This window comes from Kitasatospora sp. NBC_00070, assembly GCF_045041205.1.
GTDB lineage: Bacteria > Actinomycetota > Actinomycetes > Streptomycetales > Streptomycetaceae > Kitasatospora.
On the sequence record NZ_CP108247.1, the window covers coordinates 45,591 to 70,543 of the forward strand.

The window sequence follows — 24,953 nt, forward strand, 5'->3', positions numbered from 1 at the left end:
CCCGGTCGTACGGCGCGCCGCGTTCCTCACATCCATCGCATCCCCCCGAGCGCGAATCATGGCTTTCTGGCGATCATCGCATGGGTGCGGCGCCAAACAGACCACGCTTTGACAGTTCGGCATGGTGCTCCGTCGGACCAGCCCAGGCGACGGTTACAGCCACCCGACGATCAACGCCCTCCGCGCTGCAGGGCACCACAACATCGCCGCTGGCCTCCGGCACGCCTCCTACGAGCCCTTCACCCGCCCGCTTGACCTCCTGGGCATCGCCTGACCGGCGCACTCACGAGCTCATCGGACTTTGCAACACCCCTGGCCTCAGACCGCGTTTGAGATCTGACGGAGGGCCAGGTGGACTGTGCCGATAGCCTCCTGTCCATGAACACCGTGCTAGGTTTGATGATCTCTTTCGCGGCCACCGGCGAGATCGGCGCGTTCAGACTCGGCATGTCCGGTGAGGAGGCGGATCTCTTGCTGGGTGGTGGGACCGATCTGGCCGCGCCAGCACTGTCGGGCTCCGGTGGAGCAGTCGGGTTCAAGGACGGGAGCCTGGAGGTGTGGGTTGATCCTGGCCTGACGGTGGGCCTGCTCGGATTCGACGCGGTGGACGCCGAGGGCCGCTTTGAAGCCCCCTCTCGCACCGGTGCGGCCGGCCGGGCGGCAATCGAGGCCCCGAGTCGTGAGGCAGTCATCGACGGGCTCGAGCAACTCGGCTGCGCATGGCGCCGCGACGAGGCCCTGACGTTCGACGACCAGCTCGCCATACGAACGGAAGCCGACGTCTCCGTGCTCTTCAGGCGGCCCGAGCCTCCGGCGAACGAGTGGGTACTTGCCAACCTCTACAGGTCAGCAAGCCGTCAATGACGCGGTGATGTGGGCGTGGGGCGCCAAGGACCGGGGCGGGTAGCAGGTCGGCCTCGGGTGAGGCGGCGGACCATGATGCCGATCATCGCCCAGCGGATCATGGTCTCGGACCGGGCCGGGCTGGTCTCGTAGTCCCGGGCCAGACGTCGGTGGGCGGTGAGCCACGAGAAGGTGCGTTCAACCGCCCAACGCTTTGGCTGGACCTGGAAGCCACGCTGCCCAGGGGCCTTGCGCACGATCACCAGCTCACGGCAGAGGATCGAGGCGGTCCAGTCGACCAGGCGGCCGGCGAAGCCCTGGTCCGCCCAGACCTTCTGAACGCCGGGGTGGTCGAGACGGGTCCACAGCAGCGGGCGGCGGGCGCCGTCACGGTCCTGGACGTTAGCCGCGACGACGTGTACCGCCAGCAGGAGACCGAGGGTGTCGGTGACGATGAACCGCTTGCGGCCCTTGACCTTCTTGCCCGCGTCGAAGCCCCTGGTGGTGACCGGGACCGTGTCGGCAGTGCGCACGGACTGCGAGTCGATCAGCCCCGCGCTCGGTTCGACGTCACGGCCGTCGGCGACCCGGACCTGGCCGCGCAGGGCGTCGTGGATCCGCTCGACGGTGCCGTCGTCGTGCCACCACGTGAAGTACCAGTACGTCGTCTGCCACGGCGGGAAGTCCTTCGGCAGCTGACATCAGGCACACCCGGTCCGGACCACGTAGAAGATCGCGTCCACGATCCGCCGCCGCGGGTGCTTCTCCCGTCGCCCGCCCCTCGGACCCACCCGTGCTGGAGGCAGTAACGGCTCCACCAGCGCCCACTGGTCGTCCGTCAGATCCGACGGATACCCACCCCAAGAACCACTCACACAGAGCTCAACACCCCGCCAGCCCCAGGGGACGGCAGATCTCAAACGCGGTCTCAGACCGCGTTTGAGATCTCACGGGTTGGTGCGTGAAAGCGGTCGACCAGCCAAATATTCACATAAGCGAATATCCGAACTTTTTCCGGCGGCGAGTCCTGGACCAACCTGGCGATTTCGCGCAGTAGATGTGGAATTATCGTCCGACGCTCTGCATGTGTTTAACCAAAGGGAGAAAAGTGCGCGCGATCAGGTCCAAAATGGCGGCTGTCATTTGCGGTGCCGCTACAGTCTTCTCGCTGGTCGGGGGAACCGGAACCGCCAGCGCCGAGGAAGGCACCTTCATCATGATGGGCAGCGGCCTGGCCGACTGTCCGTCCGGCTCGCTCTGCCTCTACCAGAACCTTGACTATAATGCTGGAGCCGATGCGATGATTCTGGTAACGAACCAGCATGTCCCGGACTTTCGCCAGTTCGATTTCAACGACAGAATGAGCTCGTACTACAATAATGCGGACACTGTTGGGCACCTCTATTCGGATGCCGAGTACAGTGGGTACTCATACGCGCTCAGCCCGCGTCACTCTTGTCCGGACATGTCTGAGGTCGGCAACGACGTCGGCAACGATGCCGCGTCGTCAGTGGCAATCCGTCCGGATCCGACGCTGAACTAGCCTATTTTTATGGGGCAGTGAGATTGAACTTGTGAGCCCCGCCCTCGCACGCGGAAATGAGTGCGTTGTGGCAAACCGGGCCTTGTTCAAGCGGCAGCGGGTGATCATCTGGACGGAGGTTCGGGTGCGGTCGCGGGCACGAGAGAACGGGCCCCTTGGTAGTGACGCGGTTACGACACCAGCACGACCGAGGAAGCCCGTTGCCTGATCAGTTGAGCAGTATCTCTGTGCATGCGTCCACCGCGGTCACCCCTGAGTGTCGGGTGCGACCAAGGGCACCAGCGCTTAAGGCGCCAGAGGGGTACTCGTCATGGCCGCAAAATGCCGAGCCTGGCAGCGGTGCGCATGACTACGCGTACTCATGCGCACCGCATTTCGATCGAAACGAAGCAATGAGAGCGTTGTGGCCAACCGAGTGTTCGAGCGGGCGGCTGGGCGCCGGTTCGGTCGCTCGGGCGGTGCAGGTGGTGGGCATGAAAGAACGGGCCCCTCGGTAGGGGCAGGGTTGAGTCGACCAAGCCCTCTGAGGAGACCCATTGCCGATCCAGCGGACCACCACCGTGCCCTCGGCGTCCAACCCGGTCACTCCGGAATGCGACTGCTACGTCCATGAGTTCGGGTCGATTGCTCCAGGACGGCGGGAGGCGTACTGCGACACCGACATGAGCGATGCGGAGTGGGCTGCGGTGAGGGCGTCGATGCCGATGCCAGCCTGGATGGAGTCCAAGGGCGGCCGCCCGGAGGCACATTGCCACCGCGAGATGATCGACGCGGTGCGCTACGTGGTGGACAACGGCGCGAAATGGTCTTCCGTGCCCCGGGACTTTCCCTGGTGGCGGGCGGTGTACGACTTCTTCCGCCGGTGGCGTGCGTACGGCTATGTCCGTGAGTTGTATCAGCGGCTGCGACGCGGCGACCGGGTGGCGCGGGGCCGGAATGCGGAGCCGACAGCCGGGGTCATCGACGCGCAGTCCGTGGACGGCGCGGACACCGTTGTGGAGTCACGTGGCTATGACGGGAACAAAAAGCGCGATGGCCGCAAGCGCTCGATCCTGACCGACACCTGCGGTGACCTGCTGGAGGTCATCGTGTCCCCGGCCGACGTGCACGGCTCCAAGCCCGCGCCCGCGCTCTTGGACCGCTACATGACCGAGCCCGGACGGCTGCTGAAACTCACCTGGGCCGACAGCGCCTGTCAGGGACAGCCCCTCGCCGACGCCTTCGCACGGCACGGCGTCACCGTCGAGGTCGTCCAACGTCCCGACGGAACACGCGGCTTCACCGTCCTGGCCCGCCGCTGGGTCGTGGAGCGCACTCTGGGTCAGCTCTCACTGGCCCGCCGTCTCAACCGCGACCACGAGCGCCGCCCGGACCATCACGAGCAGATGCTCTGGTGGGCCGGCCTGATCACGCTGACCCGTCCGATCGCCGGCGAGCGTCGGCACTGGCCCGATCGCCGCCCGGGCCGCCACCCGCTCCCGCAACCGCCTGAACAGGCCCTTCTCCCGCTCCAGCCAGCCTTCGCATGCAGGGCATAAGCGCGGTGACGCACCCGTTCCACGGCGAGTCTCTCCCGCCCCAGCCCCAGCGTGTCCGAGACCGTGGCCACGTCCACCAGGCCCCCGGCGGCCATGACCGTCTCGAACACCTGCCGGTACATGCCGCACAACACCTGCCGCCCCAGGCCCTCGTGCCACTGCAGCGGCCGCTCGTCAGACCTCTCCCGTCCCGTGCGCGCGGTTCCAGCGGTCTCACCGCCCGTCTCCGGCGGCCCATCAGTCGCCGCCTCGCCATCGCTGTCGACCCACGTCGCCTGCGCACCTGCCGAGGCCAGCTCATCCATCAGCTCCTGGCGCCCGATCCGGGCGAACTCCCACCGCTGACGGGCCTTGGCAGCCTGCTCCTCGGCCTCGCGCAACCGGTGCTTCCGCCCCGTCCAGCACCTCACGGGCCCTCACCTCACGCCGCTCCATCAACGCGATCACCGACGACACCGACCACCTCCGCGACGAGAAAACCAGCCGCCCCGGAGCTGCCCGAACCCACCGACGAGAACACATCGATCATGAAAGAACCGCAGCTCTTCGAGCTGCGGTTCGGTTGGCCACAACGCTCTCAGAAGACGGACCAGCCGGTGTGGGTGGTGAGGGTGTCGAGCGCGGTGATACCGGCGATCGAGTTGCCGTGGCTGTCGAGGGCCGGTCCCCAGGTGCAGAGCGTTCCGCGCCCCGGGATGACGGCCAGTATGCCGCCGCCGATGCCGCTCTTGGCGGGTAGGCCGACGCGGTGGGCGAACTCGCCCGCGGCGTCGTAGGTGCCGCCGATCAGCATGACGGCGTTGATGCGCTTGGCGTCGCTGCGGGAGAGCAGGCGGGTGCCGTCGGCCCGTAGGCCGTGCCGGGCCAGGAACCCTGCGGCGAGGGCGAGGTCGCGGCAGCTCATCGTGAGAGCACACTGCCAGAAATAGTGGTCGAGGACGTCCGGGACGGGGTTGTCGAGGCGGCCGTGGTCGGCGAGCAGGTGGGCGAGCGCGGCGTTGCGGTGTCCGTGCTGGCTCTCGCTCCAGGCGACCTGGGCGTCGAAGTCGATGCGGGGGTTGCCGCTCTCGGTGCGGAGGAACTCGCGCAGGGTGCCCCGGGAGTCCCCGGTGAGGGTGAGCAGCCGGTCGGTGGTCACCAGCGCGCCGGCGTTGACGAACGGGTTGCGCGGGATCGCGTTCTCCCGTTCCAGCTGGGCGAGGGAGTTGAAGGGCGAACCGGACGGTTCCTTCCCCACCCGGGTCCACAGCGAGTCGCCGTCGGCGGCCAGGACCAGGGCGAGGGTGAACACCTTGGAGATGGACTGGATGGAGAACGGAACCTGCCAGTCCCCGGTGCCGCGTGGCGGTCTGCGGGTGTGGGTGTCCGCGATCGCGAGGCCGAACCGGTGGGGGTCGACGGCGGCGAGGGCCGGGATGTACTGGGCGACGGTTCCCCCGACCAGGACGGGGCGGACTGCGTCGTTGATGCGTTCGAACAGGTTCTCGTAGTCCATGCCGGTCCCCCTCCGCGGGCAGGACGCCGTTGTCCGGCCCGGCATCAGCATGCGCCGGGGCGCTCGCCGGGGGAAGAGCGCCCGAAGCGGAGAGGAGGTGTCCGAATTCCGGCCATGGTGACGTTCGGGTACATCGCATGACCGGAAACTGACGGACATCGGATGGCGGATCACCTCGCCCCGACCAGCTCGGCACCGCCCTGCCCGACGGCACGCCGCGCCGCACCGCGCAGGTGCCGCACAGGCGTGAGCGCGAACCGGCGGGACACCGCGCATCCGGTTCCCCGAACCCCGCAGTGAGTTCGTCACCAGCCGACGAGCCTCACTACTTCGCGCACAGCCGGTTCAGGTCGCTGACGTCGATCTTGATGACGTCGGTGGCCGGGCTGCTCCAGGGGTGGTTGTTGAGGAAGTTCTGCGCGGCGTTGCGTACTCCCTGCCAAGTGGTGGCAGTGGTCGGGGAGCCGGCCTGTCGGAGGTCGTTCTGGGTGTTGCGGACCGCCTGGCCGCAGGTCGTCGCCCTGGAAGGCGACGGGGCGGCCACGGCGTCGGCGACCGCGACGGTGCTGAGCGCGACGGCGCTCAGCACGAGCGGGAGGACGGCCTGTCGGATCTTCACGTGCTGGACCTCATCACTGCCGAGGGGGCCTGTTCGGCCCCCGAAGGGCGCTGGGGCCAACGAGTCTGGGCCGGCAGCGAGCCGCCTGCGGTCAGGCGCGACCGTGAGTACCCGAACGAGGTACGCAGCCGAGGTTGGCTGCACGGGCGCCGGGCTCGGACCCGAGCGGCACCGCGTCAGGCGGCCGGGCGGCCCCGATCCCCCATGTCCGGCAACGGGATCTCGAAGTGCACGGTGGACACGCCCGGACCGTGCTCCCCGCTGGGGCGCGCGTCGAAGACCTCGGTGGTCGTCTCCTGCCAGAAGGGCTCGGCGCCCGGGATGGCGGCGTTGGTGTGGAGGTAGATCCGCTCGTAGCCGCCTACCCGCGCGGCGAACGCACAGGCGAGGCCGACCATCTGCCGTGCCGGCCCGTTGCGTCATGAGCCGCTTGCTCCCGAAGGCCCGCCCGCACTCCTTCGACCTGGTCATCGCCTCCGATATACTGGCCGGCGCCCCCGATCCCGACCTTGCCGCCCGCCGCCTCACCGGCCTGCTCGCTCCCGGCGGCCTGCTCCTGCTCCTGCTCCTGCTCCTGCTCCTGCTCACCGAACCGACCCGCACGCACCACGAGTTCCTGATCTCGCACGCCCTGCTGACCGAGAGCTCGCACGACGCCAGAGCCATGCCGCAGCGCAGCTCGTCCTCCCGCCGCCGCCCGCTCGACACGCTGAGCGCCGCCGGGGCCGGCACCGTCCTGACCCTGCCCGCCGACGGCCACCCGCTGGCACTGCTCGGCCGTCAACTCCTGGCGGCGAGAGTCCCGTAGTCCGTGCGGAGTACCGCACCCGAGCGAGTCGGTACGAGCAGGGGCCAGTTGAGCTCGGTGTGCGGCCACACCGCGTGCACGCGCAGCCACTTGGTGGACCTTCTCCTGCGACGGCGACGGCGTACTCGACCTGGTGGGCGAGCGCCTCGGCGTAGGTGTGGCAGTCGTCCTGCGAGGTGTGCTCGGCGAGGTCGTCGGAGACCGAGAGCTCGCCGAGCAGCCGGTCCGGGTCGACCGCGACGACCACACCGGCGAGTTCGACGATGTCCTCCATCGGACGGCCGTCCACCTCTCCGCCGGCGATCACCTCGACCGCCGGGTGCGGGTCACTGCCACCCCACAGCTCGACGATCGCCAGCCCGTACGCACCGGCACTGAAGGCGTACATCGACCGCACCCTGGCCTCGTTCGGCAACGCTCAGAGCGCCGCGGACGCGGTCGCCCCGATCATCGAGGCACCGACCGCGGCGCAGCCGCCGTTCCGACTGCAGACCTCCGCGTGGGCGCGCGACTTCGCCGGCACCAAGCTGGCCGATGCCGACGGGTCTGCGGTGCAGAACCTGATGGCGACCTGGGTGGGCCTGTCCTGACGCACCGTCAAACCTCCCGCAGCGGCGCCGACCGGTTTCAGCGGAACGCGGCGATATTGCGGGCCGCCCAGTCGGCGAACGGGCGCGGGGCGCGGCCGAGGACCCGCTGAACGTCCGGGCTGACGCGCAGTTCGGCCGGGTTCGGGGAACCGAGGATGGTCAGGGTGTCCTCGGCGAGCTCCGCCGGCATGCTCTGGGCCATGGCGGCCTTGGCCTCGTCGCGGGTGAGGTCGTGGAACCGCACCGGTGAGCCCAGTGCGGCGGCGATGGCCGCTGCCTGCCGGCGCGGCGTGATCACCCCCGGGCCGGTCAGCTCGTACACGCCGCCGGTGTGGCGGTCCTCCAGCAGGCAGGCCGCCGCGACCTCGGCGATGTCCAACGGGTCGACGATCGGTACCCCGACGTCGCCGAAGGGAGCGGCGACGACCCGCCGCGCACGGATGGACCCGGCCCACCACAGGGCGTTGGAGGCGAAGCCACCCGGCCGCAGGATGACCCACTCCAGGCCGGAGTCGCACAGCACCTCCTCCAGCGCGCGCATCGCGATCCGCGTTGCGCCGAAGGGCCTGGTCGCCACGCCTTGCGTGGAGAGCAGGACGACCCGGCGTACCCCGCCGGCCGCCGCCTGGCCGATGAGGTCGGCCGGGCCGGCCCCGGCCGCGTGCAGGTCGCCGGACAGCAGCAGGAACAGTGCTTCCGCCCCGGTCAGCGCGGGCTGAAGGCCGGCCGGATCAGCCAGGTCGGCCACCACGTGGCGAACGCCGTCCGGCACCGCCGCCGCGTGCCGTGACACCGCCGTCACCTGCTGGCCCGCCTCGGCCAACGCCCGCGTCAGCGGCCGGCCCACATTCCCGGTAGCCCCGGTTACCACGATCATTTGCAGCTCCTTGTCGGATGTCCTCGGTGACCTCACACGCTAGGGACCGGGCTAACTCCTGGTAAGGACGTACCTCTGGGTAAGCTCATGACGTGACGGAAGGCGTGCAGTCCAGAAGGGCCCAGGCGGACGAGCGGTATGAGGTGTTTCACACCGACTGCCCCGCGCGTGATGTGGTCGACCACGTGACCAGCAGGTGGGGTGTCTGGGTGTTGATCTCCTTGCAGGGCAGCGACCTCCGGTTCTACGAGCTGCGCGAGAGCATCCGGGGCATCAGCGAGAAGATGCTCGCCCAGACCCTGCGCGCACTGGTCCAGGACGGCCTGATCTGGCGGGAGGTGGAGCCGACGACCCCGCCCAAGGTCACCTACGGGCTGACCGCGTTCGGCCGGGACGTCGGCGAGCCGCTGGCGGAACTGTTCGACCGGATCACCCGGCGGCTGTCACCGCGCGACGTGGAACAGCGAGGCAGCGGATGACCACGGGGTTTCAGTGCGTCCGGGAACCGTGGGCAGTGAGCTCCTGGTCGCGCAGCGACTCCCGCTTCCGCCAGGCTCCGGGTGGTTCGCCGTGATGGCGGCGGGAGGCGGCGGCGAACGCGTAGGGCGAGCTGTAGCCGATCGTTCGGGCGAGGGTCGGCCAGCGCCCCTACCAGCGGGGAGCGGTGAGGCTCGGCCGGGTGCCGTCACCATGCCTTGCGGCGGCATCCGGCGAGGAGGGTGGCGACCATGTGCTTGGCCTCGGCCCGGTCGTAGTCGGGACCGGTGATACAGAGGTTTCCGATGGCGCGCATGAGCGTGTAGGCGGTGATGCCGGGGCTGATTTCGTCGGCGGCGGCGCAGGCGTCGAGCAGTGTTGCGCAGGCCGGGACCAGGGTGTCGAGCATGAGGGTGTGGAGGTTCTCCAGCCCCGGATCGCCGGACCCCAGGGCGGCACCGAGTCCGTGCTTGGTCACCAGGAATTCGACGAACGCGTCCGCCCAGCGGGTCAGGGCGGTGAACGGGGAGGCTGCCTCCTCCAGCAGATGGGGCGCGAGTGCGGCGCAGGTGTCGATCTGGTGCCGGTAGACGGCGGTGACGAGGTCCGCCCGGGTCGGGAAGTTTCGGTAGATCGTGCCGACGCCGACGCCGGCGCGTTCGGCGATGTCGCGGATGGGGGCCTGGACGCCCTGGTCCACGAAGACCGCCGCTGCGGCCGCCAGTACGCCGCTGCGGGTGCGCTGTGCCTGTGCTTGGCGTACTCCGACCGGTTCCGGCACGGGATCCTCCTTTGCTCGCGGAACAATGTTCCGCTAATTTGGCGGAACGCTGCTCCGCCAAAGTATGGCAGAGCCATCCCATGGAGAAAGCGCAGGTCCCCCATGCCTTCCCACCACCCCGACCAGCGGATCGTCTCGGTCAAGCCCATCACCGTTCCCGCGCCCGGCCGCAGCGCCGACCTACCGGTGAAGGTCACCGCCCCGCTCGCGGACCAGAACCTGCCCGTCATCGTGTTCTCCCACGGCAACGCCTGGTCGCTGGACGGATACCAGCCCCTCGTCGACCGGTGGGCCGCAGCCGGATTCGTCGTGGTACAGCCCACCCACCTGGACTCCCGCCGCAACGGCATCGGGTGGGACGATCCGCGTTTTGCCACCATCTGGCGCGTCCGGATCGCCGACCTCCACGCGGTCCTCGACGGCCTCGGCGACGTCCTTCTCCAGGCCGGCGGCCTGGAGACCCGCGTCGACCGTGAGCGCATCGCGATCGTCGGCCACTCCTGGGGCGCCCAGACCGCCGGCGCGCTCCTCGGCGCGCGCGTGCTCGACGCCGACGGCACTCCCGGAGAGGACTTCTCCCACCCCGCGGTCTCGGCCGGCGCGCTGATCGCCGCGACCGGGACCGGCGACACCCTCACCCCGTTCGCCGCCGAGCACCTTCCGTTCATGAGGCCGGACTACTCCACCATGACAACCCCTGCCCTGGTCATCGCGGGTGGCAGGGACCAGTCGCAGCTCTCCACCCGGGGGCCGGACTGGTTCACCGACGCCTACCACCTCAGCCCGTCCCCGAAGAGCCTGCTCGCCATCGCCGAGGGCGAGCACACCCTGGGCGGCATCGCCGGCGAGAGGGCCGCCGAGACCACCGACGAGGACCCCGCCCCGCGTCGCCCTCGTCGCCGACGCGATCTCCGCCTACCTCCTCGACGCCTTCGAGCTCGACGACGCCGCGTGGACCGCCTTCGACAACGCCGCCGCAGCCGGCGACGGCATGTGGAGCATCTCCAGCAAGTGAACCCGGCCGGGACCGCGATGTTCCGGTTGGCGTCGGCGGCGACCTCGGTGGTCAGGACCGGGTTGGGGCCAGTCTCGATGAAGTGCAGCAGGTCCCGGGAGAGGGCCGTCGTCTACGTACGCCTGCACTTCTGGGTCGTGACACCGGGACGCGCCAAAGAGGCAACGAGATGATCCTGAAGCCCTGAGCGCTCGGGCCCTTGTATTTCAGAGGGACCCGCGCACTGTTCTGCCGGCGGCAGAACACCGGCCGGACCGGGCTCGACGATCACTACAGTCCAGTCTCATGACGACGATTACCACGCGCACGGTCGAGTACCCGGCGGACGGTTTGACGATGGTCGGGCACCTCGCGCTCCCGGCCGGCATCGACCGCCGCCCTGCGGTGCTGCTCGGACCGGAGGGCATGGGGCTCAGCGACGTCGAGCGCCGCCGGGCCGATGCTCTCGCCGAGCTGGGATACGTGGCGCTGGCCTTCGACCTTCACGGCGGGCGCTACTTGGGCGACCCCGAGGAGATGCTGGCCCGTTGCCTGCCACTGCTCGCTGATCCCGACCGGATGCGAGGCATCGGCCATGCGGCGCTCGACGTGCTGCGCACCGAATCGCGGGTCGACCCCGACCGGATCGCCGTCATCGGCTACGGCACCGGAGGCGCCGTCGGGCTGGAACTCGGGCGCGACGGCGTCAACCTGCGCGCGATCGGGACAGTCAACGCGCTGACCACGGGCCGGCCGGGCGAGGCGGCGCGCATCCGCTGCCCGGTGTGGGCCGGCGTCGGGTCGGAGGACCCGATCATGCCGCCCGCACAACGGAACGCGTTCACCGCCGAGATGCAGGCCGCGGGCGTCGACTGGCGCCTCACGGTCTACGGCGGCGCCTTGCACGCCTTCCACCACCCGCCGGTCGACCACCCCACGGTCCCCGGCGTCGGCTACCACCCACAGCACGCGCAACGAGCCTGGCGCGACGTCGTCGACCTGCTCACCGAGTGCCTGCCCGTGACGGAGGACCTGGAGGTATGACCCGGGCAGACAGCCGCCTGCCCTCGTCATCATCGATCTCGCGGACCTGTACGCGTTCAGCCACCAGGCCAGCTTGACGGAGACCCGCACATCCCAGGTAGCCAACCGGACGCCGAGTCGCCAACCATGCGGTGCGGGAAGGAGATCCGTTGCGTCGGCCTACAGCTGATCGAACGTCCAGGTGAGTACCACCTGTCCCGTTTCCGGGACGCCGCCGGCGCGGCGGTACGTCGCCAGTGCCGCCGCATTCTCCTCGTCCGTGATCGTCCACACGCCGTAGCAGCCCCGTTCACGTGACAGGTCCGCAAGCGCCGACACCAGAGCCCGGCCGACGCCACGCCCACGGAACGGCTCGTCCACGCCCAGCTCGTACAGGAACATCTCGGTTCCCTTGTCCGGATGGGTCATCTCGACACCGGTGACCATCCCCGCCGGGACGTCGTCCACATAGGCGATCAGGAGGTGATGGCGCTCGTCCGTCAGGAACCGTTCACTGGCCTCCCGCCCTGGGACGGTGTCGAAGAGATGTCCGGCGGCGTCGACCGCCTCGACCTGGGTGACACGACGGATCTCCATTCGAGGAGCCTGACACGTTCCGGCATCGGGGGCGGCCATTTTGCCGCAGCGCGATCCCGACGCCGAACCCAGCTCTACGGCCTTCGGAACCCCACCCCTCTGACCTCTGTCGGTTTCTCAGCAGGGCGAACGGTGCCTGATGCAGCACCAGATGATTGATGCGAAGGATTCGCTGGCGTGCATGACAGGAAGCGAGGGAGTCCAGAGATCGCTTGTGTCGGATCCGGTGAGATCTCACGCCGGCCCGGCCCGGAATCAACCCGGGTGGGCCGATCCCCCCGCCCGGCAGTCCCCTGACCGGCCGTCAGTCACAGTGGGCGACGCTGTCGTCGGAGGGTGTGAGGTCCGTCGGCACCGACTCGGTGACCTCCATCGACCCGCGCTGCACGTGCACGGTCAGCGAGCCGGTCATGAGATCGGGGAACTCCGCCGCGTACACGGCCCGCCGGCCGCCGGCCATCGTGCCGACCCTGCGCACCGGCACCTCCGTACCCTCGCAGGTGACGGACCGGAGCTCCTCGTTGTCGGTGGCGAACACGACGTGCCAGGCCGTGACGAACTGGGCGGTCAGCCGCACGACCGCCGGCTCGTCGCCGACCGGCGGCCGGGGTGCACCTCGCACGTGGTGGTTCCGCGACTATGACCACTGCATCCGAGCGACCGCCCGGGCCCGGGCCGCCCGACACGCTGGTGGCGCATGATGCCCGCGCAGTGACGGTCTCCGCCGCTCCGGGCGGAAACGGCGGGGTCAGGCCGGGGTGGTGAGATCGGCGGCGCCGAAGCCGACCGAGAAGCGCTTGCACCAGATCACGGCGCTGCGGAAGCTGGTGAGATCGGTGCCGGCCGGAACGGCGTAGTTCTGGTTGCCCAAGTTGCCCTTCAGGCTTCCGAGTTCGACGGCGTCGGGGCCGAGACTGTCGAGCTTCGACTCGGCGGCCGGGCGGGTGGAGAGGTAGACCCGGACATCCGGGCCCTCGGAGGTAGCCAGGTTCTCCAGGCGTAGCACCGTGCTGCCGTCGGCGAGCCGGATCAGGCGGGCGTCACCGGTGGTGGCGTGCTCGCCGGAGACGAAGCCGCCGCGCCTCAGGTCAGCCGGCCCCCGGTCCGGGAGCGGCGTGGAACTCGATCCTGCGGTGGGGGGTGCTGCGGGCGCGGAGATCACGACCGTCGGCAGGGCCTCGTCGACGGCGGTGTCGGTGAAGGCCTTCCACGGCTCGAAGACGTAGAGCCCCGCCCCGGCGGTCAGCAGGAACACCAGGGCGGCAACGGCCAGAACCGGCCGGGAAATTCGGCGGCGCATCGGGATCTCCGGACAGCAGTGGATGGGTGGTCGGGCATCGACTACAACACTCCGCAGGTGGCAGGCACCACCCTTGCGGGAGTTACGAAACTCTGACGAACACCCGGACGCCAGAGGAGTCGTGCCCGGGCCGCAGTCCGGCGGCAACCAGCGGACCTGACCGCCCAGCCGAACCCGGCCCGACGAGGACGGGCCGGGTTCGACTGGACGGTCGAGTGTGGATGCGGCCCAGTAGGCGGCATCAGGTGCCGCCACCGCCCGGCGGCCCCTGGTCGGGCGGTCAGCCCCGGCCGAGCAGGGCGCCGCCGTTGATCTGGAGGATCTGGCCGGTGACGAAGCCCGCTTCGGGTGAGGCGAGGTAGCCGGTCATCGCCGCGATCTCGGCGGCCCGGCCCGCCTTGCCGACCAGGGTCTGGGACACCCGGGCGGCGTGGCCCGCGGGCGTCATCCGGTCGCCGAAGAACTCGGTGGCCTCGATGTAGCCCGGCGCGATGATGTTGGCCGTGATGCCCTCCGGGCCCAGGGCGGTGGCCTGTTCGGCGTTCCACGGGTGCAACGCCGCCTTCGCGCCGCCGTAGGTGCCGGGGCCGCGCAGGGCGGCGATCGAGGACAGCGTGACGATCCGGCCGCCCGGCCGGGTGAGCCGCGGGAGCAGCGCCTCGGTGAGCAGCACGGTCGGCAGCACGTTGCCCTCGAAGTTGGCCCGCCACTGCGCGGCGTAGCCGGCCAGCGTGTCCGGCTGGTCCAGCCCGTAGAAGCCACCCGCGTTGTTCACCAGGACGTCCACGGTGCCGCCGAGTCCACTTACGTGCTCGGCGACGCCCTCGACCTCCCGCACGTCGCTCAGGTCCGCCGCGAGGTACGTGACCCGCTTCGTGTCCAGTTCGGCGTTGACGGCGTCGGCGGCCTCGGCCAGGGTCGCGGCCCTGCGCCCCAGGATCAGTACGTCGTCACCGACGGCGGCGAAGTGCTCGGCGATCGCTCGGCCGATCCCACTGCCGCCACCGGACACCACCACGAGACGAGACATCCGAACTCCCCTTTCTAGCAAGGACCGAGCGACGGGCAGCCGGTCGCGGGCTGCGCCGCGTGGCCGGGCTTCCCGGCCGGGCCGGTCGAGCCGGGCTGCGAGGCGATGGCGAGCACGGCCACCAGCGCGGCGACGAACAGCGCGATCCTGGTCGGTTTCACTGGGTTTCCTTCCCCTTGGGTCTGCGGTCTTCACTCCGCGGTCGGTCCGCCCCTGCACGAGCCGCACTCGACCTGCCCTCAGTCTGGGCCCCGGTTACATCGGTTGTGCATCGGCGCAGGCCACGCGGTGTGGATTCACCCTTTCCGGTGCCCGCGCAGGCGAGCAGCACCAGCGCGATCATGGTCAGCCCGAAGCCGAACAGGCCCATCAGCACGATGATCCCGCCGTGCAGCAGGACGGCGCCGGGCACGGCGGCCCGCCGGAACCGGGCCGGGGCCGGCATGCAGGCGGCGAGCGCGAGTTCGAGTCCGACCACCGACCAGCCGAGCGCCCGCACCGACCAGCCGTGCTCCAGGATCGGGTCGACCCAGGGGCGGAGCCCCGCCGCGGCTCCCCAGTAGTGGCCGTGCAGCCAGTAGTACATCGCGGTCCCGTCCCGCCAGGCCGGGGCGGCCAGCTTGGAGAGGGCCGCGTGCAGGTAGACGACCGATACCTGGAGCCGGAGCAGGAGTTGGGCGGCGTGTCCGGCACCGCGCCAGAGCGGGGGCAAGGCGTCGGCCCGGCTCCGCCAGTGCCAGCGCCGGGTGTCGCCGAGCAGGATCGGCACCAGCAGCAGGGTGGCGATCCTGGCCGCCGCGTCGCCGGCGTCGGCCAGGCCGGTCGCGGTGGTGAGGGCGAAGGTCAGGTACCAGTGCAGCAGGCAGGTCCAGCGGGGCAGGAAGCCCGACGCGACCAGCACCAGGCCGGCGGCCGCGAGCAGCCGACGCGCCGTCAGGGTGCCGTCCGGCGGGCCCAGACACCACAGCCCGAGTGCCCGCAGACCGTCGCACCGGGGGGCGACCGCGCCGAGACCGCCGGCCGCGAACAGCGCCGCGTCGGGTGTGCAGAGCAGGGTGACCAGTTGGGTGAGGGCCAGCAGCGAGCGGCCGGCCGCGATCCCCCGGCCCGGGGTGTAGCCGACGGCCCCGGCGGTGAGTCGGCGGTACCCGGTCACGGGCAGGTCACCCGCAGCAGCACGGCCGCCTCGATCCGCCACTGTCCGGCCGGTTCGGTCCCCCATCGGCCCAGCGTCTCCCGGGTCAGCGCCACCTCACCGCACAGGGTCGGCAGCGCCGACGGGCTGGTCATCGGCCGTGGTTCGGGCGGTGCGGGCCAGTGGCAGTCCGCGAGGGTGGCGGCCGCGCAGTCGATCCAGGCGTCGGGCGGGACGAGGTCGGCCAGGGCCGCGATCTCCCGGATCTGGGTGCGCGCGCTCCGGTCCGCGCCCCAGAGCGTGCCCGGTCTGCCGTGCGGGGTGACCATCGCGCTGCGCCAGCCGTCGGGGCCGGCCCGGTAGCCGACCAGTTCCGGGCCGTACTGGCCGTCGTCGAACAGGTTCCAGCCCTGTGGCCAGAGCAGCTGCGCGACGTCCCGGGCGCGCGAGTCGACGGCCGATCCGCCCTGACCGGGTGGGAGTTGGACCACCAGGGCGAGCAGCAGCAGCGCTCCCAGCGGCCACGCCGTCCACCGGAACCCCCGGTGTGCTTCGGTGATGTCCTGATGTTCCGTCAACTGTCCGCCGCACCTTCCCCCGCCGCTGACCGAACCGTGGCCACGCGCGCCGACTGCCACGGATTCCAAGGTTCGCAGAGCAATTTTCTTTACTGCTGATATACATGGCTCCACTGCCCACCGCTACTCGAAAGACTGTGCGATCGTGACGGACGAGGAGTGGGGCATCGAGGTGCTCGGGCCACTGCGGGTCCATCTCGGCGGGCGCCGACTGGATCTGAACGGGCCTCGGCAGGAGCGGCTGCTCGCCGTCCTGGTGCTGGACGCCGACCGGGTCGTCCCGTTCGACACCCTGGTCGACGCCCTGTGGGACGACGACCCGCCGGACACCGCGCGACGCCAGGTGCACAACGCGATCGCGGCGCTGCGCCGCTGCCTCGGGCCGCTGCGCCGGCTGATCCGGACCGAAAGCCGGGGCTACCGGGCCGAGTTGAGCAGCGTCCCGGACGGCCACGAACGGGTGGACGCCCACCGCTTCCGCGCCCTGGTGCGGTCGGCCGAGACCGCACGCGCCACCGGCCGCCGGGCCGAGGCCGTCGCGACGCTGACCGAGGCGCTGGCCCTGTGGGAGGGCCCGGCGCTGGCCGGACTGGACGGCCGGGCGGTCCGGATCGCCGCCGACAAGCTCGACGAGAAGCGACTCACCGCCATGGAGCGGCTGTTCGACCTCCGGCTGGACGGCGACGACGCCGGTGCCCTGGTGCCCGGCCTCTCCGAACTGGTCGCCACCCACCCGCTCCGGGACCCGTTCCGCCGCCAGCTGATGCTCGCCCTGCACCGCTCCGGACGACAGGCCGACGCGCTGGAGGTCTATGCCCAGGGCCGGGACCTGCTGGCCGCCGACCTCGGCCTGGACACCAGGGCCGAACTCCGCCTGCTGCACGAGCAGATCCTGCGCTGCGACCCCGCCCTGGACCGGCCGGCCGCGGTCGAGCAGACCACTCCCGCCGAGCCCGGCCGGGTCGGCGACAGCGTCTTCCGGGCCCATCAGCGCCGCTTCCTGCCGTACGACGTCACCGACTTCACCGGACGCGGGGACGAGCTGGACCGACTGGTCCGGCTGGCCGGGCGGGACCGGAACGCGACCCTGGTGGTCACCGCCGTGGACGGCATGGCCGGGATCGGCAAGACCACCCTGGTCGTCCGGGTCGCGCACGCGCTGGCCGACCGCTACCCGGACGGCCAGCTCTTCATCGACCTGCACGGCCACACCCCCGGCCAGGAGCCGATCACCCCGGCCGCCGCGCTCGACCGCCTGCTGCGCTACCTCGGGGTCAGCCCCGAGGGCATCCCCGACGGGCTCGACCAGCGCGCCGCGGCCTGGCGCGCGGCGCTGGCCGACCAGCGGGTCCTGGTGGTGCTGGACAACGCGCTGGACGCCGGGCACGTCCGCCCACTACTCCCCGGCACCGGCCACGCGCTGGTCCTGATCACCAGTCGGCGAAGACTCGCGGCGCTGGACAGCGCCGTCAACCTGTCCCTGGAAGTCCTGGCCCCCGAGGACGCCGTCGACCTGTTCGTCCGCATCGTCGGTGCGGACCGCACGGCCGACCAGGCCGCCGCCGTGGCCGACGTGGTCGAGCTCTGCGGCTGCCTGCCCCTGGCGATCCGGATCGCCGCCTCCCGACTGCGTCACCGCTCCGCCTGGAGTGTGGCCCACCTCGCCCACCGGCTGCGCGACCGGCAGCGGCGGCTGGCCGAGCTGGTGGCCGGCGACCTCAGCGTGGCCGCCGCCTTCGAGGTCAGCTACGTCCAACTCGGCGCACCGCAGCAGCGGTTGTTCCGGCTGCTCGGGCTGCACCCGGGCCGCGACTTCGACGCGGTCAGCGCCGCCGTGCTGACCGGTTCCACGGTGGCCGAGGCCGAAGTGCTGCTGGAGGAGCTCTTCGACACCCATCTGCTCAGTCAGCACACCGTCGGCCGCTACTACTTCCACGACCTGATCCGGCAGTACGCCCTCACCAAGGCCGAGCACCAGGAGCAGCAGGCCGGCCGCGAGCAGGCGCTGCGCCGCCTGCGGCAGCACTACCTCAACCTCGCGCGCAGCGTCGCGGACCTCTCCGACCCCGGGCGCCCGCCCGACCCGGCCGACCCGGCCAGGGAGGCGCCGAGCGCGATACCGGGGCTGCGGACGGTGGCCGACGCCGCGGACATGCTGGCGGCCGAGCGGGCCAACATCGTCGCCCTGCTGGCCGGCACCCCGGCCGGCCACGACCTGGAGCAGACCTGGCGGCTGGCCGTCGCGGTGGGCCCGCTGCTGGTCCGCAACGGCTACCCCGAGGACGCCCTGACGGGCTATCAGCACGCCCTGGCCGCCGCCAGGGCCGCCGCCGACCTGCGCGGCCAGGCCGAGGTGCAGACCAACCTGGGTCTGGCCCACCGGGCGCTCGGCCACTACGAGTTGGCCGGGCGGGCGCTGCGCAGCGCACTGGAGCTGTGCCGGACCACCGCCGACCGCTACGGCGAGGCCCGGACGTTGTGGACGCTCGGCCACGTCGGTCTGCTGCGCGGGGACTACCCGGAGGTGCTGGCGCAGTACCGGGAGGCGCTGGCGATCTTCGAGCAGCTGGGCGCGGTCCGCGACCAGGCGGCGGTGCTGGGCAACATCGGGGTGGTGTACGGCTATCTGGCCGACTACCGACAGGCGTTGGAGTACCACGGGAGGGCGCTGGAGCTGAGCCGCAGTCTCGACAACCCGTTCCGCGAGGCGGTCGACCTGCTGAACGTCGGCTGGGTGCACTCCCGGCTGGACCACGTCGACCAGGCGTGGACCTGCCTGGAGCAGGCGCTCGCCCGCACCAGGGAGTTGGGCGCCCGCGAGGTGGAGGCCAGGACCCGCTGGGCGTTCGGCGACTTCCTGCACCGCACCGGCGACCAGGCCGCCGCACTCGGCTGGGCCAGGGAGGCCCTGGTGCTGGCCCGCGAGATCGGCAGCCGGGACCTGGAGAGCCAGACGCTCAACCTGATCGGCTCGATCCATCGCGGTCAGGGCTCCCCCGAGGTCGCCCGGGACTGCCACGAACGCGCCCTGCGGCTGGCCACCGAGCTGGAGCTGCGGTTCGACCAGGGTGTCGCGTACGAGGGCCTGGCCAAGCTGGCCCAGGACGTCGGCGACCTGCGGACGGCGCTGGAGCACACCGACCGGGGACTGGCGCTGTTCGCCCGGATGCACCCCGGCCGCGCGGCCGAACTACGGCTGCTGCACGCACAGTTGACCGCAGGCCAGTGGTCGTCCGGCGACGGCGTCCGGCCGGTCGGCTGCCAGTGAGGAGCACTGCCGGTCGGCACGCTAGCGGGGCCGGCCGAGCACGCCGACGGTGCGGCCGACCTCGCGGGCCAGGCCGATCAGCATGCCCTCGGTGCCCGGCCGCCCGACCAGTTGCATCGCCAGCGGCGCCTCGCCGCCGGCCGAGAGCCCGACCGGGAAGGTGAGCGCGGGCAGCCCGGCGAAGCTGGCCACCGGGGTGTAGCCGATCTCCCGGTCGTAGTCGCGGTGCCCCGGGGTGACCAGCGAGGAGGCCGCCCGGGCGGCGCCGCGCGGGCGCGGGACGTCGGGGTCCAGCGGCAGCAGCCAGACGTCCACGCCCGGAGCGGCGAAGAGTTCGGGCACCCCGGCCCTGGTCCGCGCCAGTTGGGCGGCGATCTCGCGGTGGCGGTGGGCGTCGACCGCCGCGCCGGAGTCCACCGCCCTGCGGGTGGACGGGGACAGCTCGTCGGCGATCCGCCCGTCCCAGGCCAGGCTGCCCTCCCAGGCCTCCCGGGCGCACAACTCCCAGGCGGCGCCCCGCAGATCCCACGGGCCGCCGAGCCTGGTGGTGCGCACCCGGTGCCCGGCCGCGGCCAGCAGCTCCCCCGCCGTCCTCAGCGCGTCCAGGATCTCCGGCTCCGCGCCGCCCTCGGCCACCTCCGCGACCACCCCGATCCGCAGGCCCCGGTGCCGCTCGGCGCGCGGGATCGGCAGGCCGGACAGCTCGGCGAGCAGGGCCAGGTCCTCGGCGGTCCTGGCCACCCAGCCGGGGGCGTCCATCGACGGGCTGAGCGGGAGCATCCCCCGGACGGCGGCCGGGTCGTGGGTCATCCGCAGCCCGACCACCCCGCAGCGGCCGGCCGGCCAGCGCACCGAGCCGAGCACGTCGGTGCCCAGGGCCAGGTCGCAGATCCCGGCGGCCACCGCGACCCCGCAACCGGTGCTGGAGCCGGCCGGGTCGATCGCCGGGAACCACGGGTTCCCGCAGCCGGAGCCGATCCCGACGTTCAGCTCGGTGGTGACCACCTTGGCCACCGTGGCCAGCCGGTGGCCGCCGGCCAGCACGGCCGCGCTGCGGGCCGGGTGGTGCCGGTAGTGGCGCAGGCCGAGGCGGGTGGCGAAGCCCGCCACGTCGACGGTGTCCTTCACCCCGAGCCGCAGCGGGGCCGCGTCCGGGCCGCCCGACCGGAGTTCGGCGCAGGCGCGGTAGCGGCCGTCCGCCTCCCGGCCCCAGGCGTCGGCCAGTTCGTTCCACTCGGCGAGCGCCAGCGCACCCGAGTGCAGCAGGGCCAGCCGCTCGCGCAGCGGCAGGCCGAGCAGCTCCGGCTGCTCGGGCCGGCCCGCCGGGCCGGCCTCGGTGAAGTACTCGGTGGCTGCGTGCAGCACCTCAGACATGGCTCTCCTCCGCGATCCCGCTCGGTACGAATCCCTCGAACTCGACCGCGCCGGCTCGCAACGCGCCTGCCAGTGAGGCGACTTCGACGTCCAGTCGGCGGTCGGCGGCCAGGAAGCCGACATGGCGGCGGACCAGCCGGTGCACCGCCGCCGTGCCCGGCGCGAGCAGTCCGGCGCCGCGCAGGTCGGCCGCCTGACAGAGCGCCGCGAGCTGGATCGCGGCCGCCTCGAAGACCAGCCCGGTCACCACCCGGGTGCTGCGGGCGCCGATGGTGGCCATGCTGACCTTGTCCTGGTTGTGCGCCTCGGTGGAGCGGGAGAACGCGGTGGCCGGCATGCCCAGCGAGAGCGCCTCCGCGACCAGCGCGGAGCAGGCGATCTGGGCGCCCTTGAAGCCGTGGTGCAGGCCCGCCTGCGGGTCGCCGTCGGCCGTCGGCACGGTCAGCCCAGCGGTCAGCCCGTTGCTGAACTTCTCGTCCACCACACAGGCGAGTTGACGGTCCAGCAGATCGCCGACGCTGGCCACCGCCACCCGCAGGGAGTCCATCGCGAGCCCGACGTGGCCGCCGTAGAAGTTCCCGCCGTTGTGGATCAGGCCGGTGTCGGCGTCCAGCAGCGGGTTGTCGTTGGTGGAGTTGATCTCGGTGTCGAGCCAGGGGTCCACCCAGTCCAGGGTGTCGTGCAGCACCCCGATCACGTGCGGGGCGCAGCGCACCGAGTAGCGGTCCTGGATCGGGTGCTCCAGCCGACGGTAACCGGCCTCTCCGACCTCGCCGTTGGCGCCCACCACCTGGGTCTGGTCCCGGGCCAGCATCGACCCGTCCAGCAGCTCCCGGATCCGGGCGGCGGACCTGACCTGGCCCGGGTGCGGCTTCTGCCGGTGGATCACCGGGTGGTAGTGGTCCCGGTTGCCGAGCAGTACCTCGACCGCCAGCGCGGTGCACGCCTCGGCGACGGCGGCCAGCCGGCGCGCCTCGGCGGCCGCCAGCACCGCGAAGCCGGACATGAAGGAGGTGCCGTTGATCAGGGCCAGTGCCTCCTTGGGCTGGAGCACCAGCGGACGCAGCCCGGCGGCGGCCAGCGCGTCGGCGGCCGGCAGCCGCTCGCCCCGGTGGGTGGCGGTGCCCTCGCCGATCAGCAGGGCGGCCAGGTAGCAGAGCGGCACCAGGTCGCCGCTGGCGCCGACCGAGCCGCGTTCCGGCACGATCGGCAGCACGTCGTGCCGCAGGCAGTCCAGCAGCAGCCCGATCACCTCGCGACGGGCCCCGGAGTAGCCCCGGGCCAGGCAGTTGGCCCGGATCAGCATGGTGGCCCTGACCACCTCGTCGGCGGCGGTCGGACCGCTGCCCACCAGGTGGTAGCGGACCAGGTTGTGCTGGAGCTCGGCGGCCTTGGCGGCGGAGATCTGGCCGACGTTGCGGTCACCGAAGCCGGTGGTCACCCCGTACAGCGGCTGCCCGGAGGCCACCAGCCGGTCCCGCAGCCCGACCGCGCGGTCGATCCGGTCCGCCGTCGCGGTGTCCAGGCCGACCGGCTCGCGGAGCGGTCCGGCCGACAGCCGGGCCACCGTCGCCGGGGTCAACTCCCCCGTTCCGAGGGCGATCACGCCGCCTCCTCGGCGAACGTGGCGACCGCCAGCCTGGCCTGACCGGGATTCAGCCGGGGGTCGCAGGCGGTCCAGTAGCGGGGCTGCTCGGCGGCGTCGTGGTGGTCGGAGACGCACTCGGTCACGTCGTCCGGCGTGAGCTCCAGGTGGATGCCGCCGGGGTGTTCGCCGAGACTGCGGAGCACCCGGGTGAAGGCCCGGATCTCGGCGAGCACGTTGGTCATCCGTCTGATCTTCCGTCCGGCGGGCGAGCGTTCGGTGTTGCCGTGCATCGGGTCGCAGATCCAGGCCGGCCGCAGACCGGCCTCGGCGGCCGCCCTGACCAGGCCGGGCAGCACCGACTCGACCCGGTCGGCGCCGAACCGCAGCACGAAGGAGAGCCGGCCCGGGATGCGCTCCGGGTCGAGCACGGCCGCCAGTTCGGCGAGGTCCTCGGCGGTGCTGGTGGGGCCGAGCTTGACGGCCACCGGGTTGGCGGTGTCGGCCAGCGCCGCGACGTGCCGTCCGGCCGGCTGCCTGGTCCGCTCGCCGATCCACAGCAGGTGGGCGGAGGCGTTGTGCCGCAGGGCGCCCAGGCCCCGGGTGAGCGGGAGTTCGTAGTCCAGCAGCAGCGCCTCGTGGCTGGTGAACACCCGGCGGCCGGCCGCCGCCTCGGCGTCCAGCTGACGGTTGATCTCGGCGGAGAGCCGGTGCGCGGTGAGCAGCCGCCCCGGGTCGGGCATCCGTGCCTCGGCCGTCGCCGGCGGGCTGTTGACGGCGTCGCCGCGGTAGACCGGCAGGCGCTCGCCGAGCGGCCCGGGCTCGAACGGCTCGGACCTGGGCTTGGCGAACTGCCCGGCGATCCGGCCGACCGGTACGGTCGGCCGACCGGTGCCGACCGCCACCAGGTCGGCGAGCTCGCCGAGTTGGGCGGCCTTGCGGCGGACGGTGTGGGTGGACACCTCGGCGAAGAGTTCGGCGCAGTCGCCGCCCTGCACCAGGTGCGCCCGGCCGGCCGCCACCTCGGCCAGCCGTCGGCGCAGCTCCAGGCAGTCCTCCAGGCCCACCAGCGGCGGCAGTTCGCGCAGCCGGGCGGTGACCTGCTCCACGGCCCGGGTCTCCGGCCATCCCGCTTCCGGGGCGGGTGCCGTCTCGGCGGTGAACAGTGCTGACATAGTCGGGTGCCGTCCGTTCAGTCTCTGGTCCGGAGCGCGATCGCCGCGAGGCAGCGCTCCTCGATCCGGTCGAGGGCCTGCGGGGTCGCCGCGTCCACCACGAACATCGCGGCCCGGTCGCCCGACTGCCGGATGGGGTGCAGGGTGGTACCGGCCGGTTTGAGCGCCACCACACAGCGCAGCGCCGACAGGTCGCCAGGGGCCGCGCAGTCGGCCACCTGGGCCCGGACCACCGCCGGGTCGAACCACTGCGGCTCGGTCTCCAGCCCCGGATCGACCGTCAGGTCGGCCAGCACGCCGGGCCGGTGAGGCAGGTAGACCTGGCGCGCGTACCGGCTCGGCCGCACCGGGTCCGGACGCTCGCCGACCGCCACCGCCACCACCGCGTCCTCCAACGGCCGCCCGGTGGCCAGCCAGTGCAGCGCCATGATGCTGTCGCCCGGCGGCCGGGCGGCGATCTCGATCAGCACGATCCGCCCGTCCGGGCCGATCCGGTACTCGGCGTGCGCCATCCCGGTGTCGAACCCGAGCCGGGCCAGCACCGCGCGGTGCACGGCGTACAGCCGCTCCCGGGCCGGGCCGTCCAGACCGGGGGCCGGGGTGGTGTGGCCCATCTCGACGAAGTAGTCGCCGACCGTCTCGGTGGTGCGCTTCTCGGTGGTGCCCAGGTAGTGCACCTCGCCGTGCAGGCTGAGCGACTCCACCGAGTACTCGGGGCCTTCGGCCCGCTGCTCGAACAGCAGCGTCTCGTCCGGTTCGTACCCGGCCAGGCCGGCCAGCAGCTCGGCCCGGTCCGCCACCAGGCGGACACCCGAACTGGCCAGTCTGCCCACGGGTTTGACCACCACCGGGAAGCCGTCCCAGGCCGCCGCCAGCTCGGTCCGCCCGGCCGCCGGGACCAGGGCGGAGGCCGGGCTCCAGTCGGCCAGGTAGCGCCGCTGGAGCAGCTTGTTGCGACACACCCGGGCGGCCCGCAGTCCGGGCGAGCGCACGCCGAGCAGGTCCGCGACCAGCGCGCTGCCCTCGACGTACTCCTCGCGCAGACAGCAGACCCCGCGGATGTCGTGCTCCAGCGCCCAGGCCGACGCCCGGTCGGCCAGCCCGGCCAGGTCGTCGGCCGGGACCAGGGCCGCTTCGACCACGTCGGCCAGCGGGTGGCCTGGGGTGTCCCGGCCCGCGAGCAGGGTCTCGGTGTGCGGCCCCGGTGCGTCCAGCACCAGCAGCTCCAGGCCCCTGGCCCGGGCGGCGGCCAGCCAGCGCTGGTTCCAGGCCACGGCCAGTCCGCCCACCAGCAGCAGAGCGGGGCGTCGATTCGGCATGGTC

24 protein-coding genes and 2 pseudogenes are annotated in these 24,953 nt (G+C 71.9%); 9 read left to right on the forward strand and 17 right to left on the reverse strand.

Annotation, left to right across the window (positions count from 1 at the left end):
- The first annotated feature begins 378 nt into the window (after positions 1-378).
- Positions 379-864 carry a hypothetical protein gene (locus OHV05_RS00190; RefSeq protein ID WP_405015679.1) on the forward strand — a complete coding sequence of 162 codons (486 nt, stop codon included), beginning with the start codon at positions 379-381 and terminating at the stop codon, positions 862-864.
- Here the strand turns inward: OHV05_RS00190 and OHV05_RS00195 are convergent.
- Positions 858-1,718, reverse strand: a pseudogene (locus OHV05_RS00195) (IS5 family transposase). The gene OHV05_RS00190 and the pseudogene OHV05_RS00195 overlap by 7 nt on opposite strands.
- 233 nt (positions 1,719-1,951) lie before the next feature.
- Here OHV05_RS00195 and OHV05_RS00200 point away from each other — a divergent pair.
- Both OHV05_RS00200 and OHV05_RS00205 read left to right on the forward strand, forming a co-directional pair.
- Positions 1,952-2,386, forward strand: coding sequence for a peptidase inhibitor family I36 protein (locus OHV05_RS00200; protein ID WP_405015680.1), 435 nt, complete (start codon positions 1,952-1,954; stop codon positions 2,384-2,386).
- 536 nt (positions 2,387-2,922) lie between these two features.
- On the forward strand, positions 2,923-3,924 hold the full coding sequence (locus OHV05_RS00205) for an IS5 family transposase (RefSeq protein WP_405015681.1): 1,002 nt from the start codon (positions 2,923-2,925) through the stop codon (positions 3,922-3,924).
- A 577-nt stretch (positions 3,925-4,501) separates the two neighbouring features.
- Here OHV05_RS00205 and OHV05_RS00210 read toward each other — a convergent pair.
- The 3 genes from OHV05_RS00210 to OHV05_RS00220 form a co-directional block, all read right to left on the reverse strand.
- Complete coding sequence (locus tag OHV05_RS00210) at positions 4,502-5,419, reverse strand: glutaminase (RefSeq protein WP_405015682.1); 918 nt, start codon at positions 5,417-5,419, stop codon at positions 4,502-4,504.
- Positions 5,420-5,744: 325 nt separating this feature from the next.
- Entirely contained in the window at positions 5,745-6,038 is a 294-nt protein-coding gene (locus OHV05_RS00215) for a hypothetical protein (protein WP_405015683.1), read from the reverse strand.
- Between the two features lie 176 nt (positions 6,039-6,214).
- Positions 6,215-6,436: a hypothetical protein gene (locus OHV05_RS00220; protein ID WP_405015684.1), complete on the reverse strand. Its 222-nt coding sequence runs from the start codon at positions 6,434-6,436 to the stop codon at positions 6,215-6,217.
- A 23-nt stretch (positions 6,437-6,459) separates the two neighbouring features.
- Between OHV05_RS00220 and OHV05_RS00225 the strand changes: the two genes are divergently transcribed.
- Both OHV05_RS00225 and OHV05_RS00230 read left to right on the forward strand, forming a co-directional pair.
- Entirely contained in the window at positions 6,460-6,846 is a 387-nt protein-coding gene (locus tag OHV05_RS00225) for a hypothetical protein (protein WP_405015685.1), read from the forward strand.
- A 263-nt stretch (positions 6,847-7,109) separates the two neighbouring features.
- On the forward strand, positions 7,110-7,436 hold the full coding sequence (locus OHV05_RS00230; RefSeq protein ID WP_405015686.1) for a hypothetical protein: 327 nt from the start codon (positions 7,110-7,112) through the stop codon (positions 7,434-7,436).
- A gap of 37 nt (positions 7,437-7,473) precedes the next feature.
- On the opposite strand, the gene OHV05_RS00235 is transcribed toward OHV05_RS00230, so the two are convergent.
- Complete coding sequence (locus OHV05_RS00235; RefSeq protein ID WP_405015687.1) at positions 7,474-8,313, reverse strand: SDR family oxidoreductase; 840 nt, start codon at positions 8,311-8,313, stop codon at positions 7,474-7,476.
- Positions 8,314-8,405: 92 nt separating this feature from the next.
- Here OHV05_RS00235 and OHV05_RS00240 point away from each other — a divergent pair, with 92 nt between their 5' ends.
- Complete coding sequence (locus OHV05_RS00240) at positions 8,406-8,792, forward strand: winged helix-turn-helix transcriptional regulator (protein ID WP_405015688.1); 387 nt, start codon at positions 8,406-8,408, stop codon at positions 8,790-8,792.
- A gap of 206 nt (positions 8,793-8,998) precedes the next feature.
- Here the strand turns inward: OHV05_RS00240 and OHV05_RS00245 are convergent, their stop codons facing one another.
- Positions 8,999-9,571 carry a TetR/AcrR family transcriptional regulator gene (locus tag OHV05_RS00245; RefSeq protein WP_405015689.1) on the reverse strand — a complete coding sequence of 191 codons (573 nt, stop codon included), beginning with the start codon at positions 9,569-9,571 and terminating at the stop codon, positions 8,999-9,001.
- Positions 9,572-9,673: 102 nt separating this feature from the next.
- Between OHV05_RS00245 and OHV05_RS00250 the strand changes: the two are divergent.
- Positions 9,674-10,586, forward strand: a pseudogene (locus tag OHV05_RS00250) (alpha/beta hydrolase family protein).
- Positions 10,587-10,871: 285 nt separating this feature from the next.
- Positions 10,872-11,609 carry a dienelactone hydrolase family protein gene (locus tag OHV05_RS00255; RefSeq protein ID WP_405015690.1) on the forward strand — a complete coding sequence of 246 codons (738 nt, stop codon included), beginning with the start codon at positions 10,872-10,874 and terminating at the stop codon, positions 11,607-11,609.
- 159 nt (positions 11,610-11,768) lie between these two features.
- Here OHV05_RS00255 and OHV05_RS00260 read toward each other — a convergent pair whose 3' ends face one another.
- The 7 genes from OHV05_RS00260 to OHV05_RS00290 form a co-directional block, all read right to left on the reverse strand.
- Positions 11,769-12,185, reverse strand: a complete 417-nt coding sequence (locus tag OHV05_RS00260; protein ID WP_405015691.1) for a GNAT family N-acetyltransferase — start codon at positions 12,183-12,185, stop codon at positions 11,769-11,771.
- A gap of 304 nt (positions 12,186-12,489) precedes the next feature.
- Entirely contained in the window at positions 12,490-12,807 is a 318-nt protein-coding gene (locus tag OHV05_RS00265; protein ID WP_405015692.1) for a hypothetical protein, read from the reverse strand.
- A 126-nt stretch (positions 12,808-12,933) separates the two neighbouring features.
- Complete coding sequence (locus OHV05_RS00270) at positions 12,934-13,485, reverse strand: DM13 domain-containing protein (protein WP_405015693.1); 552 nt, start codon at positions 13,483-13,485, stop codon at positions 12,934-12,936.
- A gap of 280 nt (positions 13,486-13,765) precedes the next feature.
- Positions 13,766-14,515, reverse strand: coding sequence for an SDR family NAD(P)-dependent oxidoreductase (locus OHV05_RS00275; protein ID WP_405015694.1), 750 nt, complete (start codon positions 14,513-14,515; stop codon positions 13,766-13,768).
- Between the two features lie 14 nt (positions 14,516-14,529).
- Positions 14,530-14,676, reverse strand: coding sequence for a hypothetical protein (locus tag OHV05_RS00280; RefSeq protein WP_405015695.1), 147 nt, complete (start codon positions 14,674-14,676; stop codon positions 14,530-14,532).
- On the reverse strand, positions 14,673-15,671 hold the full coding sequence (locus tag OHV05_RS00285) for a sporulation-delaying protein SdpB family protein (RefSeq protein WP_405015696.1): 999 nt from the start codon (positions 15,669-15,671) through the stop codon (positions 14,673-14,675). The genes OHV05_RS00280 and OHV05_RS00285 overlap by 4 nt, the downstream gene beginning before the upstream one ends.
- Positions 15,668-16,228, reverse strand: a complete 561-nt coding sequence (locus OHV05_RS00290) for a hypothetical protein (protein WP_405015697.1) — start codon at positions 16,226-16,228, stop codon at positions 15,668-15,670. The genes OHV05_RS00285 and OHV05_RS00290 overlap by 4 nt, the downstream gene beginning before the upstream one ends.
- A 145-nt stretch (positions 16,229-16,373) precedes the next feature.
- Between OHV05_RS00290 and OHV05_RS00295 the strand changes: the two genes are divergently transcribed.
- Complete coding sequence (locus OHV05_RS00295) at positions 16,374-19,496, forward strand: AfsR/SARP family transcriptional regulator (RefSeq protein ID WP_405015698.1); 3,123 nt, start codon at positions 16,374-16,376, stop codon at positions 19,494-19,496.
- 21 nt (positions 19,497-19,517) lie between these two features.
- Here the strand turns inward: OHV05_RS00295 and OHV05_RS00300 are convergent, their stop codons facing one another.
- From OHV05_RS00300 to OHV05_RS00315, 4 genes are read right to left on the reverse strand one after another with little or no spacing between them, the layout of a single operon-like run.
- A complete protein-coding gene (locus tag OHV05_RS00300) occupies positions 19,518-20,870 on the reverse strand; it encodes an amidase (protein ID WP_405015699.1) in 1,353 nt (450 codons plus the stop codon).
- The gene (locus OHV05_RS00305) at positions 20,863-22,476 is read right to left on the reverse strand and encodes an aromatic amino acid lyase (RefSeq protein ID WP_405015700.1); all 1,614 of its coding nucleotides are present in this window, start codon (positions 22,474-22,476) and stop codon (positions 20,863-20,865) included. Before OHV05_RS00305 ends, OHV05_RS00300 begins: the two co-directional genes overlap by 8 nt.
- On the reverse strand, positions 22,473-23,630 hold the full coding sequence (locus tag OHV05_RS00310; protein WP_405015701.1) for a 3-deoxy-7-phosphoheptulonate synthase: 1,158 nt from the start codon (positions 23,628-23,630) through the stop codon (positions 22,473-22,475). The genes OHV05_RS00305 and OHV05_RS00310 overlap by 4 nt, the downstream gene beginning before the upstream one ends.
- A gap of 17 nt (positions 23,631-23,647) precedes the next feature.
- Positions 23,648-24,949: an acetyl-CoA carboxylase biotin carboxylase subunit family protein gene (locus OHV05_RS00315; protein WP_405015702.1), complete on the reverse strand. Its 1,302-nt coding sequence runs from the start codon at positions 24,947-24,949 to the stop codon at positions 23,648-23,650.
- Positions 24,950-24,953 lie beyond the last annotated feature (4 nt).

What these genes read in the sequence shown, in the direction of transcription:
- OHV05_RS00230 (WP_405015686.1), top strand. Translation starts at nt 7,110, where the DNA reads ATGTCCTCCATCGGACGGCCGTCCACCTCTCCGCCGGCGATCACCTCG.
- OHV05_RS00275 (WP_405015694.1), bottom strand. Translation starts at nt 14,515, where the DNA reads ATGTCTCGTCTCGTGGTGGTGTCCGGTGGCGGCAGTGGGATCGGCCGA.
- OHV05_RS00255 (WP_405015690.1), top strand. Translation starts at nt 10,872, where the DNA reads ATGACGACGATTACCACGCGCACGGTCGAGTACCCGGCGGACGGTTTG.
- OHV05_RS00310 (WP_405015701.1), bottom strand. Translation starts at nt 23,630, where the DNA reads ATGTCAGCACTGTTCACCGCCGAGACGGCACCCGCCCCGGAAGCGGGA.
- OHV05_RS00220 (WP_405015684.1), bottom strand. Translation starts at nt 6,436, where the DNA reads ATGGTCGGCCTCGCCTGTGCGTTCGCCGCGCGGGTAGGCGGCTACGAG.
- OHV05_RS00235 (WP_405015687.1), bottom strand. Translation starts at nt 8,313, where the DNA reads ATGATCGTGGTAACCGGGGCTACCGGGAATGTGGGCCGGCCGCTGACG.
- OHV05_RS00260 (WP_405015691.1), bottom strand. Translation starts at nt 12,185, where the DNA reads ATGGAGATCCGTCGTGTCACCCAGGTCGAGGCGGTCGACGCCGCCGGA.
- OHV05_RS00225 (WP_405015685.1), top strand. Translation starts at nt 6,460, where the DNA reads ATGAGCCGCTTGCTCCCGAAGGCCCGCCCGCACTCCTTCGACCTGGTC.
- OHV05_RS00190 (WP_405015679.1), top strand. Translation starts at nt 379, where the DNA reads ATGAACACCGTGCTAGGTTTGATGATCTCTTTCGCGGCCACCGGCGAG.
- OHV05_RS00300 (WP_405015699.1), bottom strand. Translation starts at nt 20,870, where the DNA reads ATGTCTGAGGTGCTGCACGCAGCCACCGAGTACTTCACCGAGGCCGGC.
- OHV05_RS00270 (WP_405015693.1), bottom strand. Translation starts at nt 13,485, where the DNA reads ATGCGCCGCCGAATTTCCCGGCCGGTTCTGGCCGTTGCCGCCCTGGTG.
- OHV05_RS00210 (WP_405015682.1), bottom strand. Translation starts at nt 5,419, where the DNA reads ATGGACTACGAGAACCTGTTCGAACGCATCAACGACGCAGTCCGCCCC.
- OHV05_RS00315 (WP_405015702.1), bottom strand. Translation starts at nt 24,949, where the DNA reads ATGCCGAATCGACGCCCCGCTCTGCTGCTGGTGGGCGGACTGGCCGTG.